Genomic DNA, 13,762 nt, shown 5'->3' on the forward strand with positions numbered 1-13,762 from the left:
GCTACCGGATCAGCTCGATCTTGCAGCCGACATCGAGGTCGCCCCAATCGCGATCAGCGGTGACGGCAATGGCATTCTCGCGAATTGCCAGCGCCAGGCAAGCCCGATCGCCCAGCGACAAGCCGCGATGCCGCGTCAATTGGCGAAGCTGCCCGGCGGCGATGCCCATCGCGTCGTCGAAAACGGCGATCGGCATGCCGAGACTGGCGAGGTCGTCCGCAGCCTGTTCCATGCTGCGTCCCTTGTCGATCAGCTTGGCGATGATTTCGGCCGCATTGACCGAACTGCATTGTGCATCCGGCGCGAACCCCAAAGCATTATCGGTGCCTTGCTCGTTGAGCAGGATTGCGAGCGCCGCCGAACTGTCCATGACATAGGGCTTCATTTCGCCCGCTTTCCCGTTGTCCCTTCGGCGTGAAGCCGGTCGAGACGCTTGTCGCTTCGGCGCTGCTCTTCCCGTCGCTCTTTCAGAAATTCGTCGACGACGCTTTCACCGGGCTGTTTCAACGCTGACAATTCGGCCTGGACGCGTCGCAGATTCTGCAGCCACGATCTTACCCGCAGTTCGCCGTTCTCGACATGCAGGATCATATCGTCGCCAGGCTTCACGCCCATCTCCTCGCGCATCGCGGCAGGGATGACGAAGCGCCCGCCCTCGCCAAGCTTGACACGCTCGCGTTTCGCCGGAGCACGAAGCTGTGGTTGGCGAGCGCCGGCATCGAACTGTGTTTGCGGATCTTCGTCAAATCCGGACTTTCCCGTTCTGCCCGCCATGGTCCACCTCGCCTGGATTGTGGCACATTACCCCATGTATGCCACATCGTGCGGCTTCTGGCAAAATCTCAAAAAGACGCCATCAGGCGCCCTCCGCCATGATTTCTCGTCCGATCAGCCAGCGACGGATTTCGCTGGTGCCGGCGCCGATCTCGTAGAGCTTGGCGTCGCGCAAAAGCCGGCCGGTCGGGTAGTCGTTGATGTAGCCGTTGCCGCCCAAAAGCTGGATGGCGTCGAGCGCCATCAGCGTTGCCTTTTCGGCGGCGAAGAGAATACAGCCGGCAGCATCCTTGCGGGCCGTCTCACCGCGATCGCAGGCGGCGGCTACGGCATAGACGTAGGCGCGCGCCGCGTTCATCGTCGCATACATGTCGGCGAGTTTGCCTTGCACCAGCTGGAATTCGCCGATCGGCTGACCGAACTGCCTGCGTTCATGCACGTAAGGTATCGCCACGTCGAGGCACGCTGCCATCAGCCCGACCGGCCCGCCGGCCAGCACGGCGCGTTCGTAGTCGAGGCCCGACATCAACACCTCGACGCCGCGCCCTTCCTCGTGCAGTACATTGTCGAATGGCACTTCGACATTCTCGAACACCAACTCACCGGTGTTCGAGCCGCGCATGCCGAGCTTGTCGAGCTTTTGCGCCACCGAAAAACCGGCAAAGGCTTTTTCGACGATGAAGGCGGTGATGCCGCGCGAATTGAGTTCCGGATCGGTCTTGGCGTAGACGACCAGCGTCTCGGCATCCGGCCCGTTGGTGATCCACATCTTGGTGCCGTTGAGCACATAGCGGTCGTTGCGCTTTTCGGCGCGCAGGCGCAGCGACACGACATCGGAGCCGGCACCCGATTCCGACATCGCCAGTGCGCCGACCTTTTCGCCGCTGCAGAGCGATGGCAGATACTTTTCCTTCTGCGCCTGCGTTGCCCAGCGGTTGATCTGGTTGACGCAGAGGTTGGAATGGGCGCCGTAGGAGAGGCCGACCGAGGCCGAGGCGCGCGAAATCTCCTCCATCGCCACGACATGGGCAAGGTAGCCCATGCCGGTGCCGCCGAAATCGGGATCGGCGGTGATGCCGAGCAGGCCGAGCCCGCCGAGTTCGGCCCACAGATGTGCCGGGAATTCGTTCGAGCGGTCGATTTCGGCGGCGATCGGTGCGATCTTTTCCTGGGCGAAGCGCCGCACCAGGTCGCGCAGCGCCTCGATGTCTTCGTCAAGCCCGAAGTTGAGCGTATGCATGTACATGCCGTTCCTCCCGGCGCACGATCCCGAAATCGGGATCATGCGCGAAATCAAGTTGCTAGAGCGTCCTTTGCGCGCCCGAATAGAGGCGCGGCGTCGTCGCTCGTTGACGCGCCATCGCTCTTTGCTCCAACAAGGCGCATTGTCATTGCCAGATATGTAGCGGTGACTTCGGCGATCGACAGCCGCTCGCCCGGCCGGAACCAGACAATGACGCCGGTCATCATCTGGATCAGCGCCATGGCGGTGAGCCCGGTGTCTTCGATGCTGAATAACCCCGCTTCGACGCCGTCGCGCAGGATGGCGCGCAGCTCCTTCTCGTAGGCCGTGCGCATGCGCAGGATCTGCGTGAGTTTTTCATGCGACAGGCTGCGCAGCTCCATGTTCGAGACATGGGTGGAGTGGCGGCGTTCGATATGGAAAGCGATGTGGTTTTCGACATAAGCGGCAAGCCGCGCTGCCGGATCAGCGCCGACAGGGCGTGTTGCGCGCCACGCCTCGATCAAGCCTTCCATATGCTCACGCATCAGCATGAACAGAAGGTCCTGCTTGGTCGGGAAGTAGCGGTACAGCGCCGCTGCCTGGACGCCGACCTCGGCCGCCAGCTGGCGCATCGACATCGCCTCGTAGCCGAGACGCGCAATCAGGCTGACTGCCGCCTCGCGGACCGCAGCTTCGGTCTTCTCTCCGTCGGAACCGGTCGTACGCGCCATGACAAGCCGCCTTTTCGCGGAAAATAAAACAAACGTTCAATTAATTCAAGAGGCGCGTCCGGGCAGGGCAATGGCTTCAGATTTGCTCTATCTGCACCCTCGAGAACTTTGTGCGATGGAAGCGAATGAGCAGGACCATGCCTTGCTAGGCAACAATCCTGAAATCGGCCGACATGTCGCGAGCCTCGATCTCCTCGACATCGACCTTCGAAACCGCTGCCCCTGGCGGCCCTTGCCGAAGCCGTTCGATCATTGCCAAGACCGCCGCATCGGTCCCTGCAATCAAGGCTGTCACCGAGCCGTCAACTTCGTTGCGCACCCACCCGGCAAGGCCAAGCGCCGACGCCTCGCGCCGCGCCCAGACCCGGTAGCTGACGCCTTGCACCTTGCCGTAAATGCGTACCTGCACAGTCCGGTCGGTCATCACGCTCTCCATCCTCTGAGGCGAGTCTGGCGCATCGCCGTGCAAATTCAACCGCGTTGCCGCCGGTCAGCCACATAGGGCGAAGGCTCTTCAGTTCCCCCGCGCTGCCGCCAGCGCGCCAGGCAGTTCCTCGGCAAAGATGTCGAGTTCGTGATCGAGGCCGACACTGACCCGGATGCAGCGGTCGAGAACCGGCGCCATCGGCTTGCGGATGAAGACGTCGCGTGACAACAGCGCCTGCAGCACTTTTAGTGCGAAAGCGCCGTCGCGGCCGCAGTCGATGGTGACGAAATTGGTCGCCGAAGCCAGCGGCTTCAGCCCGTTCGCTTCGGCTATTGCGGCGATACGCCGGCGGCCGGCGGCGACCCGCGCCACCACGCTCTCCAGCCAGGCCTGATCGGCAAGCGCCTCGACACCGGCGATCTGCGCCATGCGGCTGACGCCATAGTGGTTGCGGATCTTCTCGAAGTCCCGAATCACCTGGGCCTCGGCCACCGCATAGCCGCAGCGTATGCCGGCCAGCCCATAGGCCTTGGAGAAGGTGCGCATGCGGATGACGTTCGGCCGCGCCACATCGATCGGCGGCAGCGCTGAGGCTGGCCCTAATTCGCCATAGGCTTCGTCGAGCACCAGCATTGTGGTCTCCGGCAAGGCTTCGATGAAGCGGCTGAGCTCGGCGGCTTCCCACCAGCTGCCCATCGGATTGTCCGGATTGGACAGGTAGACCAGTGGCGCCTTTTCCCTGGCCACTGCCGCCAGCAGGCCGTCGAGGTTTTCCCGATCGTTCTCGTAGGGCACTGCGACCAGCCGGCCGCCGACGCCGGCAACATGAAAGTTGAAGGTCGGATAGGCGCCGCGCGAGGTCACCACCGCGTCGCCGGGCGCCACATACATGCGCGCCACCAGGCTGAGCAGCCCGTCTATGCCTTCGCCGATGACGACGTTTTCGGCGCCGACGCCGAGATGCCCGGCGGCAGCTACCTTCAAATCGTGATTATCGGGGTCGCAATACATCCACATGTCGCCGGCAATCTCAGCCATGCGGGCAATGACGCGCGGGGAAGGGCCAAAACTGCTCTCATTGGCGCCGATGCGGGCGCGAAAGGCGCGGCCGCGATCACGCTCCTGCGCCTCCGGGCCGACAAACGGCACCGTGGAGGGAAGCGCGTCGATGAGCGGCGTAAGGGGAGGGCGCAGGCGCATGATAGGGCTCGTTCGAAAGCGGGCCTTCTTGCTAGCCTGCCGGCTTGGCCTGCGCAAGTTCCGCGGCAGGCAGGAACGTCAGGCTGGATTCTCCCGGATCATTTTGCTAGCGAGACATGATGAGCAACCGACTGCCACCCGCTTGGTCCAAGCACATAAAGTCCCGCCCGGCGCCGAACGTGCAACCGCCGAAAGCGAAACCGCCGTCGCGCGCGCAGGCCGACGACATGCTGCTGAAACAGGCATATGACTTTCAGCAGGCCAAGCGGTTGGCCGAGGCTAAGGAACTGTGCCGTCGCGTGCTGGAGCGCACGCCCAACCATCCCTTGGCATTGTATATCATGGGCACGCTATTCATCGGGCTCGACGATGAAATTGCATTGCGATATTTGGCGTTAGCCGTCGGCGAGGAGCCTCGAAACCCCTATTACCACCTTAGTCTGGGTGAAACCTATCTGAAGGTCAGCGAATATTCGCCCGCAATCACGCATATCCAGCAGGCCTTGAAGTTGAAGCCGGATTTGCTGGAAGCGCTTTGCGCGTTGGGACGCGCTTACGTCGAATTCGACAAGGCTGACATGGCTCTGCCGCTTTACGAGAGAGCGCTCAAGATCAACCGCGATCATCCCCGCGTTCGGGCGGGATTGGCCAGCGCCCTCATCGGTCTCGGCCGCATGGACGAAGCCGAAATCTATCTGAAAGAGGCGATCGAACGTCGCATAGCCATGCCAGCCGCCTATAATGAGCTTGTGCGCACGCGCAAATTCACTGAAGAGCCTGCGGAACTTAAGTCCATCTTGCGCGAGCTTGGCAACCCAAAGCTTGACCCGGACAGTGCGATGACACTTCATCACGCTGCCGGCAAGGTGCTGAACGACCTTAAGCGCTACGACGACGCGATAGATCATTTCAAGAAAGCCAAACAGGTCGCCGGCTATAAGTTCGATCTGGAAACCTATCGCCGCTGGGTCGACTCCACGATCGAGTTCTTCAACCCGGATATGTTGGCTGCCAAGGCGGGTTATGGAAGCCCATCGGAAGTGCCCGTGTTTGTACTGGGCATGCCCCGCTCGGGGACCACCCTGACCGAGCAGATTTGCGCGAGCCACCCGGATGTTCACGGCGCAGGAGAACTCAGCAAGCTAAGACGAACCGCAAATGCTATCGGCCTTACGAGGCTTTCGGCACAGGGCTTGGCCCAATCGATCGTGCCGATCACCCCCGACCTAGCCAAGATGCTGACCGAGGGGCACCTGTCCTACCTTCGTGAGCGTGCGCCGACCGCACTTCGCATAGTCGACAAAATGCCCCAGAATTTCGAACTTGTCGGTCTTATAGGCCTTCTTTTCCCCAACGCGCGGATTATTCACTGTCGCCGCGACGCCATCGACAATTGCCTCTCATGCTTTTTCCTGAATTTCTCCAAGGGACACAGCTACATCACCGACCTGCAAACGCTCGGGCTGTATTATCGTGAATATGATCGCCTGATGCGACATTGGGACAAGGTTTTTCCGGGACGCATCTTCGAAAGTCGCTACGAGACGCTGGTTGCGGATCAGGAGGCACAATCGCGCCGTCTGATCGATCATCTTGGATTGCCCTGGGACGATGCCTGCCTGCGCTTCTTCGAGAATGACGGTTCGGTCAACACGGCCAGTCGCTGGCAGGTTCGGCAGCCCATCTACAACTCGTCCATCAAGCAATGGAAAAATTATGAGAGCAAGATCCAGCCGCTGATTGACGCCTTGGGCGACCTGGCCGAACTTTGAACAAGTAGGTGCGACAAGGCCCGTTAGAACGAGCAATGTAAGCGAAGCATGCCGCCGACGCCGGCAATATGAAAATTGAAGGTTGGGTTGGCGCCGAGCGAGGTCACCACCGCGTCGCCGGGCGCCATACATGCGCGCCACCAGGCTGAGCAGCCCGTCTATGCCTTCGCCGACGACAACATTGTCGGCGCCGACGCCGAGGGGAGGGCCCTCGCTAGCCTGCCGGCTCGCCTCGCGCAAGTTCCGCGGCAGGCGGAAACGTCAGGCTGGATTCTCCCGGATCATTTTGCTAGCGAGACATGATGAACAACCGACTGCCGCCCGCGTGGTCCAAGCATGTAAAGTCCCGTTCGGCGCCGAAAGTGGAACCGCCGAAAGTGAAACCGCCGTCGCGCGCGCAAGCTGACGACATGCTGCTGCGACAGGCGCTCGAACTTCAGCAAGCCAAGCGGCTCCCGGAGGCGGAGGAATTATGCCATCGCGTTCTCGCCCGCACGCCCAACCACCCGCTTTCGCTCTATATACTCGGCACGTTGGGCCTCGGTGTCGACGATGAGTTGGCTCTCAAATATTTTGCGCGGGCAGTAAGCCAGACGCCTCAAAATCCATATTTCCACCTTAGCCTGGGAGAGGCCGGTCTGAAACTTGGCGACAGCTTGCTTGCGATCAGGCACCTGCAGCGCGCCTGCGAATTGAAGCCCGATCTGGTGGAAGCGCTTTGCGGACTGGCGCGTGGCTACGTCAACTTCGACAGGGCCGAGATGGCTTTGCCCCTTTACGAGAAGGCGCTAAAGATCAACGGCGACCATCCCATGGTCCGGATTGGTCTGGCTGGTGCGCTCACCGGCCTCGGCCGCATGGACGAAGCCAGAGCCTATCTCGATCAGGCAATAGAACGTCGCGTCGATGTTGGGGCAGCCTACAATTACCTGGTCGACACGCAAAAGTTCACCGAAAAACCTGCCGAGCTCGATTCTATCCTGCGCGAATTGTCCAATCCCAGGCTCGAACCGGTTGCTGCATCACAGCTCCATCACGCCGCAGGCAAAGTGCTGAACGATCTCGAGCGCTATGAAGAGGCGATGGATCATTTCAAGAAGGCGAAAAAGGCCGCTGGTCACGATTTCGACCTGGAGCACTACCGCCGAAGTGTCGATTCCATGATCGAGATATTCAGCCCGTCATTATTGGAAGCCAAGGCTGGCCACGGCAGTCCGTCCGAAGTGCCTGTGTTTGTGCTGGGCATGCCCCGGTCGGGGACGACGCTGACCGAGCAGATCTGCGCGAGCCATCCGGATGTCCATGGCGCCGGGGAGCTTACGAAGCTGCGGCGAATCGCGAACTCGATGGGCTTTAGAACACTGTCGGATAAAGACCTGTGCAATTCGATCATGTCGATGACGAGGGATCAGTCGAGGGCGCTGGCCGAAGAATACCTGTCCTATCTGCGCCAGCACGCGCCCGGCGCACTCCGCATCGTCGACAAGATGCCGCACAATTTCGAGTTTATCGGCGTGATCGGAATTCTCTTTCCCAACGCGCGCATCATTCATTGCCGCCGCGATGCCATCGACAATTGCGTGTCCTGCTTCGTCCTACATTTCACCAAGGACCACGGCTACAACGCCGACCTTGAGACACTCGGCCTATACTACCGCGAATATGATCGCTTGATGCGGCATTGGAATAAGGTCTTTCCCGGACGTATATTCGAAAGCCGCTACGAGACGTTGGTTGCGGATCAGGAGACACAGTCGCGTCGTCTCATCGATCATCTTGGATTGCCTTGGGACGATTCCTGCCTGCGCTTTTTCGAGAAGGACAGGTCGGTCAATACCCCCAGCCGCTGGCAGGTCCGGCAGCCGATCTATACATCATCGGTCAAGCGCTGGAAAAAATATGAGAGTACGATCCAGCCGCTGATCCAGTCGCTTGGCGATCTCGCCGAGATTTGATTTGGGGTTGGCGGTCCACATTGCGTGGATCGTGATATCTGAACTGCGCAGGCTTACGGCGGATTTCCCAGCGTGCGGCCAGATATCTGTCGGTAGAATTTCTCAGCAACTGGCAGAGAACGATCGCGACCTGTAACCGGCGCCATGCTCACGCGGCTTGGTAGCGGAGTCGCCCTGATAGAAAAACCCGGCGGTTGCCCGCCGGGTTCAATATAAATCTGGCTCGGACTGTTAGAATGAGCGCTGGAAGCGGAGCATCCCGCCGACGCTGTCCTTGTCGTCGGCATTGGTCCAGTTGCGATCGTAGGCTTTATCAAACTGGCCGTCGCGGGCCCAATCGACTTCGGCAGTGATCGTGAGACCGGGAACGATATCGTAGGCAATGTTCGCAGCGACGCCGTAGTTCTTGTCGTCGTCAGCCGAGGCCTGGAGATTGAACGAGGTCTTCTCGTTGATGGTGTAGGTGCCACCGCCCCAAACTGCCCAGTTGCCGCCCCATTGCTTGTAGAAGTTGCGGTCGATGTTGTCGTCAGAGCCGTAGCCGGCCATCAGGAACAGTGTCAGGTTCTGTATCGGCGTAACGTCGACGCGAACCTTGCCGGCCCACTCTTCCCAGGTGCTGTCGTAGGCGGCGACACCGGTGATCGAGCCCCAGCCCTGTGTGTATTTGATACCGCCGACGACATACGGGACATAGCTGTCGATGGAATCATTGCCGCTGTTGCTGTCTTGGAAAATGCCAGGATCCGCAGCGGCACTGCCCGAACCGGTTTCCAACGAAGCCACGGCCGAGAAGCCGTTTCCGGCATCGAAGTAATACTGAACGACGTTGGTGTCGAAGCCGCCGTAGGGGACCAGCGTATCCTGGATGACGTTGCCGGCGTAGCCGATGAAGGTATCGAAGGCCGATTCGTCCTTACCGACGCGCAAACCACCGAGCTGGACCCAGGCAAAGTTCAGCGAAACGCTCGTACCGCCATTGAAGTTGTCATCAAGGTAATCGTTGTGGTTACCCCAGTTGAAGCGCGTCTCGGTGTATGTCTTCAGGGTGCCGAGCTCGGTTTCCTGGCCGGTCCAGGTCTTCAGCGTGAAGCGGGCGTGCTTGTAGTAGGTATCCTGCGAGTCGCCGTCCTGCTGATCGGTAGTCTTTGCACCGTCGAATGAGCCGACGTCACCGATGCCGATGTCATAGCGGACGTAGCCGCCGATGCGCAGGCAGGTTTCAGTGCCGGGGATGTAGAAGTAGCCAGCGCCGTAGACGTCGCAGATCTTGACGTATTCAGCGGGTTCCGGCTCGGCGACGACGACGGCGTCGGCGGCGCGCGCACCGGAAACTGCGATCAGTGCCGCAGCGGAGCCGAGAAGAAGGCTCTTGATGTTCATTTTCTGACCTCCAGTCAAAAGTTAAAAAACGGGTCTGGGTATTCTTTGCTGAAGGACAGCGTTCCCTGCCCCATCCCCACTACCGAAAAAGATGCGCACCGCGCCGCTCCTTCAAATCCGACATTACCCATGAGACGGCGGCGTTCAACCACGATCGTACCGGCAAAAGGTTTGTCTTGGCGCTATCCCCCAGCGTTGTTGCACAAATGACACGATTTGGCCTCACTCCGAAAGCTCCCGTTAACCAATGGCCCTCCGCAAGCCGTTGCAAACGGCGGATTCCGGCGACGGTCGGCCCGAAATGTGACCTTGGCCCGAGTCGCGAACCAGGGAATTGCCGCAGAATCGACACATCGCTGGGCCGCACCTTGGCAAAGGGTCGATTTTTCAAGGATAATAGCGCCGGCTTGTTGATTGTGCCGGCGCTTTTCTTTATCCACCGGCGCAACGGAGAGGTGGCCGAGTGGTCGAAGGCGCTCCCCTGCTAAGGGAGTAGAGGTCAAAAGCTTCTCGTGGGTTCGAATCCCATCCTCTCCGCCACCCTACACCCTGCGGGCTTCGGGTGGCAGGCGATCCTGCTTCGCGCTGTGCGCTTCGCAGGACAAGTCCAGCGAATCCCCTCTCCGCGCGAAGCAGGATGCCCTCCGAAGCCGTAGGGAAGGAGGGCCGCTAGCCCCGAAAACCCCTGCTGTGCGCTTCGCAGGACAAGTCCAGCGAATCCCCTCTCCGCGCGAAGCAGGATGCCCTCCGAAGCCGTAGCGAAGGAGGGCCGCAACCTCTTGGAACGCTTGCACAATCGCGGTTGGCATATTCCTCCTTGCGAAGGAGGATGCACTCCAATGCGTTGGCGAGGGAGGGCCGGTTCGTGTGGTACGTATATCTGCTGGAAAGCAAGACTGCGGGAGGCGAGCGCTATATCGGTGTGACCTCGGACCTGAAGCGACGGATCGCCGAGCATAACGCCGAAAATCCCGCCATACCTCCAAATTCCTGCCATGGCGGATCGTGACCTGCATCGCCTTCTCGAACCAAGCCAAGGCGACCTCATTCGAGCGTTATCTCAAATCCGGTTCCGCGCATGCTTTTGCCAGCAAACGCCTTTGGTGACCCATCTGCCGCTCCTCACGCGATCGTGCAATAATCAGCGGTTTTCCCAAATAATAACGCAATATCAGCTACTTACGACAGAAACACACGGTGCCAATTCCGCTCTTTCGTTCGATTCTGACTGGAGGTCAGAAAATGAACATCAAGAGCCTTCTTCTCGGCTCCGCTGCGGCACTGATCGCAGTTTCCGGTGCGCGCGCCGCCGACGCCGTCGTCGTCGCCGAGCCGGAACCCGCTGAATACGTTAAGATTTGCGACGTCTACGGCGCTGGCTACTACTACATCCCCGGCACCGAAATCTGCCTGCGCATCGGCGGCTATGTCCGCTATGACATCAGCGCTGGCCAGGCTGGCTCGTTCGACGGCGCCAGGTACCAGGACCTTAAGGATGCCTTGAATGGCGAAGACAACGTCAACGACGGCTATTACAAGCAGGCTCGCTTCACGCTGAGGACCTATACCGGCCAGGAAACCGAGATGGGCACCTTGAAGACCTACACCGAGACGCGCTTCAACTGGGGAACCGGCTACCAAACCGTGCCCGGGATCGACAATGCCTTCTCCAACTTTGGCAGCAGAGGCGTTTCGCTGAACTTCGCCTGGATCCAGCTCGGTGGTCTCCGCGTCGGTAAGGACGAAACAGCCTTTAACACGTTCACCGGCTACGCCGGCAACGTCATCCAGGATACGCTGGTCCCCTACGGCGGCTTCGACACCAACGTCGTCCAGTACTACTTCGATGCCGGCAACGGCTTCTCGGCCGTGGCTTCGTTGGAAACCGGTGAAGGCTTTATCCTTAACGCTGCTAACACCGCCACCCATCTCGGCCACGACTCGATCGACAGCTATGTTCCGTATGTCGTTGGCGGTCTCAAATACACGCAGGGCTGGGGCTCCATCAGCGGTGTTGCTGCCTATGACAGCAGCCTGGAAGAATGGGCTGCCAAGGTTCGCCTCGACGTGACGCCGATGCAGAACCTGTCGCTGTTCTTGATGGCCGGCTACGGCTCCGACGACAATCTCCCGCGCAACTTCTACAAGCAGTGGGGCGGTAACTGGGCAGTCTGGGGTGGTGGCACTTACACCATCAACGAGAAGACCTCGTTCAACATCCAGGCGTCGTATGACGAAGCCAAGGAAGCCGGCGTCGCGGCCAATATCGCGTACGACATCGTTCCCGGCTTCACGATCACGGCCGAAGTCGACTGGGCTCATAACCAGCACAAGGCCGGCGCCCTCGGTACTGAATACAACTGGACGGGCATCCCGGGCGACAAGAAAAACGCCGTCGGCGGCATCCTCCGCTTCCAGCGCTCTTTCTAAGGGCTGGACTTAAGCAAGTGAAATCCAGCCCGGGCGCCTTAACGCCCGGGCTGTTTTTATTTCGCGACTGGTAGCAAACAGAAGGAAAAGGGGGTTCGGTAGCTGAACAGGGTTGTGGAACGATGTCGTTGGGATCCGCCGATCGGTGGATGAAATCGGCCGCAACGCTTAAAACTCTTGAAAGGGCACCGCCAAGCAGGTAGGTCTAGGCCTATCCACTCGGGGGTGTGGCGAATAATGACGAACGATGCGATTCAAGAGGGAGGAACCTCTGATCATTTTTCGATGTTTTCTTCTCAAGCTGCAAAAATAAAATACAGTTACAACAAGATACGAGAAGTAAAGTCGCACAGGATCGGAGAACTGTTTTTAGCATACCGGGACATACTTTGGGATGACGGGCGGCACAAATACAATGTCAGCTCCTTCATCGGCGAAATAGACGAGATCCTCCTTGGGGAGCGTTTCAGCGCCTTTGACCAAAGCACCCTCGACAACCTTATCGGCACCTTGCGCCAGCGCGGCAACAGCAACGCAACCATCAACCGGAAGATGGCTGCCCTCAGCAAACTGCTGCGCAAGGCTCACAAGATGGGGGATATCCACAGCCTGCCCGAGTTCCGCCGCCAGAAGGAGCGGGCGGGACGGATTCGTTTCCTCGAAAGAGACGAGGAGGCCCGGCTGTTCGCCGCCATCAAGAGCCGCAGCGAGGACGCTTATCGGCTTTCCGTCTTTCTCGTCGACACCGGCTGCCGCCTCGGCGAAGCGCTGGGCTTGATCTGGAACGATATCCAGGAGCACCGCGTCAGTTTCTGGATCACCAAATCCGGCCGCAGCCGCACCATCCCGATGACCGAGCGGGTAAAAGAGGTGATCAAGCTGCCGGCCACCGAGGGCCGCCGGCCCAAGGGCCCGTTCACCAAGCTCAGCCAGGCGCAGTTTCGCGCCATCTGGAACGATGCCAAGGCCGAAGTCGGGCTTGGCGCCGACGATCAGGTCGTGCCGCATATATTGCGCCATACTTGCGCCTCGCGTCTCGTCCAGGGCGGCATCGACATCAGGCGCGTGCAGATGTGGCTCGGTCACCAGACGCTGTCGATGACCATGCGTTACGCGCATCTGGCCACCAACGACCTCGATGGCTGCGTCACTGTGCTGGAGACACCGCGGTGCAGTGGCGCGGACAGCGGCGGCGCAAGCGCTTTGTCTTCTCCACCTCCGGCAAGGCGAGAGCCAAAAGGCGAGCCGGCCGCAAGCAAAGCCCCAAAGCCAGCGAAGAGAAGCGCCAAATCCTGACGGTTTGTTCCCTGCGAAGTTAAGTCAAGTAATACTCGAGATGAAGTCTCGGGTATTACTTAAGTTGGCCTTCCACTCGGCAGCGAGCCTCCAAAATTCTTTCAGTGGCAAAGCGCAAATCTCCGAGATTGGCCGAAGCCTCCTCGCATTCGTCATCCCTGGGCGGAGCAGGAGCGAAGCGACGTAGCGAAGACCCTGGGATCCATGCCGTTACATTTGCGTACACGAAAGCGGAGCAAATTCGAGTGCTTTTCGCACCGGCGGTCAGTCGCGGGTGATGGTTGAAGGGTAGCTGTCCACGTTGCGGATACGAGCGCCATTCCGATCCGCTGCATTCTTCGGCTGACGTCATTCTTCGGCTGACGTCATGGCATGATGGGGTGGACGGCGCCCGACAGCATCGGATGTGCCAGAATGAGTTCGTTGAGATCTCAAACAAGGGAGCCGTCCGTGGAACACCTTATCTGTATTGGCATGGATACGTCCAAGAGTGTTTTTCAGCTGCATGGTGTCGACGCTGCGGAGCGTTCGGTGCTGGTGCGTAAATTGCAACGGCGGGCGGTAGTCCC

12 protein-coding genes, 1 tRNA gene and 2 pseudogenes are annotated in these 13,762 nt (G+C 59.8%); 7 read left to right on the forward strand and 8 right to left on the reverse strand.

Going from position 1 to position 13,762, the window contains the following annotated elements:
• Window position 1: 1 nt before the first annotated feature.
• From NKJ15_RS30390 to NKJ15_RS30415, 6 genes are all read right to left on the reverse strand, one after another.
• On the reverse strand, window positions 2-385 hold the full coding sequence (locus NKJ15_RS30390) for a type II toxin-antitoxin system VapC family toxin (protein ID WP_023677795.1): 384 nt from the start codon (window positions 383-385) through the stop codon (window positions 2-4).
• Entirely contained in the window at window positions 382-774 is a 393-nt protein-coding gene (locus NKJ15_RS30395) for an AbrB/MazE/SpoVT family DNA-binding domain-containing protein (RefSeq protein WP_352616865.1), read from the reverse strand. The genes NKJ15_RS30390 and NKJ15_RS30395 overlap by 4 nt, the downstream gene beginning before the upstream one ends.
• Before the next feature lie 82 nt (window positions 775-856).
• Complete coding sequence (locus NKJ15_RS30400; protein WP_352566160.1) at window positions 857-2,020, reverse strand: isovaleryl-CoA dehydrogenase; 1,164 nt, start codon at window positions 2,018-2,020, stop codon at window positions 857-859.
• Window positions 2,021-2,067: 47 nt separating this feature from the next.
• A complete protein-coding gene (locus NKJ15_RS30405; RefSeq protein WP_352616861.1) occupies window positions 2,068-2,730 on the reverse strand; it encodes a TetR/AcrR family transcriptional regulator in 663 nt (220 codons plus the stop codon).
• A 145-nt stretch (window positions 2,731-2,875) separates the two neighbouring features.
• Entirely contained in the window at window positions 2,876-3,154 is a 279-nt protein-coding gene (locus tag NKJ15_RS30410; protein WP_352616858.1) for an acylphosphatase, read from the reverse strand.
• Between the two features lie 90 nt (window positions 3,155-3,244).
• A complete protein-coding gene (locus tag NKJ15_RS30415; protein WP_352616855.1) occupies window positions 3,245-4,357 on the reverse strand; it encodes a pyridoxal phosphate-dependent aminotransferase in 1,113 nt (370 codons plus the stop codon).
• A gap of 119 nt (window positions 4,358-4,476) precedes the next feature.
• Here NKJ15_RS30415 and NKJ15_RS30420 point away from each other — a divergent pair, with 119 nt between their 5' ends.
• Window positions 4,477-6,129: a tetratricopeptide repeat-containing sulfotransferase family protein gene (locus NKJ15_RS30420; RefSeq protein ID WP_352616852.1), complete on the forward strand. Its 1,653-nt coding sequence runs from the start codon at window positions 4,477-4,479 to the stop codon at window positions 6,127-6,129.
• Between the two features lie 44 nt (window positions 6,130-6,173).
• Here the strand turns inward: NKJ15_RS30420 and NKJ15_RS30425 are convergent.
• Window positions 6,174-6,324: pseudogene (locus NKJ15_RS30425) on the reverse strand (pyridoxal phosphate-dependent aminotransferase); the annotation flags it as partial.
• A gap of 107 nt (window positions 6,325-6,431) precedes the next feature.
• Between NKJ15_RS30425 and NKJ15_RS30430 the strand changes: the two are divergent.
• Window positions 6,432-8,084, forward strand: a complete 1,653-nt coding sequence (locus tag NKJ15_RS30430) for a tetratricopeptide repeat-containing sulfotransferase family protein (protein ID WP_352819417.1) — start codon at window positions 6,432-6,434, stop codon at window positions 8,082-8,084.
• 231 nt (window positions 8,085-8,315) lie between these two features.
• Here the strand turns inward: NKJ15_RS30430 and NKJ15_RS30435 are convergent, their stop codons facing one another.
• The gene (locus tag NKJ15_RS30435) at window positions 8,316-9,467 is read right to left on the reverse strand and encodes a porin (protein ID WP_352449013.1); all 1,152 of its coding nucleotides are present in this window, start codon (window positions 9,465-9,467) and stop codon (window positions 8,316-8,318) included.
• 449 nt (window positions 9,468-9,916) lie between these two features.
• Here NKJ15_RS30435 and NKJ15_RS30440 point away from each other — a divergent pair.
• The 5 genes and pseudogenes from NKJ15_RS30440 to NKJ15_RS30460 all read left to right on the forward strand — a co-directional run.
• Window positions 9,917-10,007 (forward strand) — tRNA-Ser (locus NKJ15_RS30440).
• 289 nt (window positions 10,008-10,296) lie between these two features.
• Window positions 10,297-10,476: a GIY-YIG nuclease family protein gene (locus NKJ15_RS33120; protein ID WP_502899381.1), complete on the forward strand. Its 180-nt coding sequence runs from the start codon at window positions 10,297-10,299 to the stop codon at window positions 10,474-10,476.
• A gap of 233 nt (window positions 10,477-10,709) precedes the next feature.
• A complete protein-coding gene (locus NKJ15_RS30450) occupies window positions 10,710-11,897 on the forward strand; it encodes a porin (RefSeq protein ID WP_352566168.1) in 1,188 nt (395 codons plus the stop codon).
• A 237-nt stretch (window positions 11,898-12,134) separates the two neighbouring features.
• The gene (locus NKJ15_RS30455) at window positions 12,135-13,193 is read left to right on the forward strand and encodes a tyrosine-type recombinase/integrase (RefSeq protein WP_502899351.1); all 1,059 of its coding nucleotides are present in this window, start codon (window positions 12,135-12,137) and stop codon (window positions 13,191-13,193) included.
• Between the two features lie 450 nt (window positions 13,194-13,643).
• A pseudogene (locus NKJ15_RS30460) lies at window positions 13,644-13,762 on the forward strand (IS110 family transposase); the annotation flags it as partial.

Source organism: Mesorhizobium sp. M0207 (assembly GCF_040321995.1).
GTDB lineage: Bacteria > Pseudomonadota > Alphaproteobacteria > Rhizobiales > Rhizobiaceae > Mesorhizobium.

What these genes read in the sequence shown, in the direction of transcription:
- NKJ15_RS30390 (WP_023677795.1), bottom strand. Translation starts at nt 385, where the DNA reads ATGAAGCCCTATGTCATGGACAGTTCGGCGGCGCTCGCAATCCTGCTC.
- NKJ15_RS30395 (WP_352616865.1), bottom strand. Translation starts at nt 774, where the DNA reads ATGGCGGGCAGAACGGGAAAGTCCGGATTTGACGAAGATCCGCAAACA.
- NKJ15_RS30400 (WP_352566160.1), bottom strand. Translation starts at nt 2,020, where the DNA reads ATGTACATGCATACGCTCAACTTCGGGCTTGACGAAGACATCGAGGCG.
- NKJ15_RS30405 (WP_352616861.1), bottom strand. Translation starts at nt 2,730, where the DNA reads ATGGCGCGTACGACCGGTTCCGACGGAGAGAAGACCGAAGCTGCGGTC.
- NKJ15_RS30410 (WP_352616858.1), bottom strand. Translation starts at nt 3,154, where the DNA reads ATGACCGACCGGACTGTGCAGGTACGCATTTACGGCAAGGTGCAAGGC.
- NKJ15_RS30415 (WP_352616855.1), bottom strand. Translation starts at nt 4,357, where the DNA reads ATGCGCCTGCGCCCTCCCCTTACGCCGCTCATCGACGCGCTTCCCTCC.
- NKJ15_RS30420 (WP_352616852.1), top strand. Translation starts at nt 4,477, where the DNA reads ATGAGCAACCGACTGCCACCCGCTTGGTCCAAGCACATAAAGTCCCGC.
- NKJ15_RS30430 (WP_352819417.1), top strand. Translation starts at nt 6,432, where the DNA reads ATGAACAACCGACTGCCGCCCGCGTGGTCCAAGCATGTAAAGTCCCGT.
- NKJ15_RS30435 (WP_352449013.1), bottom strand. Translation starts at nt 9,467, where the DNA reads ATGAACATCAAGAGCCTTCTTCTCGGCTCCGCTGCGGCACTGATCGCA.
- NKJ15_RS33120 (WP_502899381.1), top strand. Translation starts at nt 10,297, where the DNA reads ATGCACTCCAATGCGTTGGCGAGGGAGGGCCGGTTCGTGTGGTACGTA.
- NKJ15_RS30450 (WP_352566168.1), top strand. Translation starts at nt 10,710, where the DNA reads ATGAACATCAAGAGCCTTCTTCTCGGCTCCGCTGCGGCACTGATCGCA.
- NKJ15_RS30455 (WP_502899351.1), top strand. Translation starts at nt 12,135, where the DNA reads ATGACGAACGATGCGATTCAAGAGGGAGGAACCTCTGATCATTTTTCG.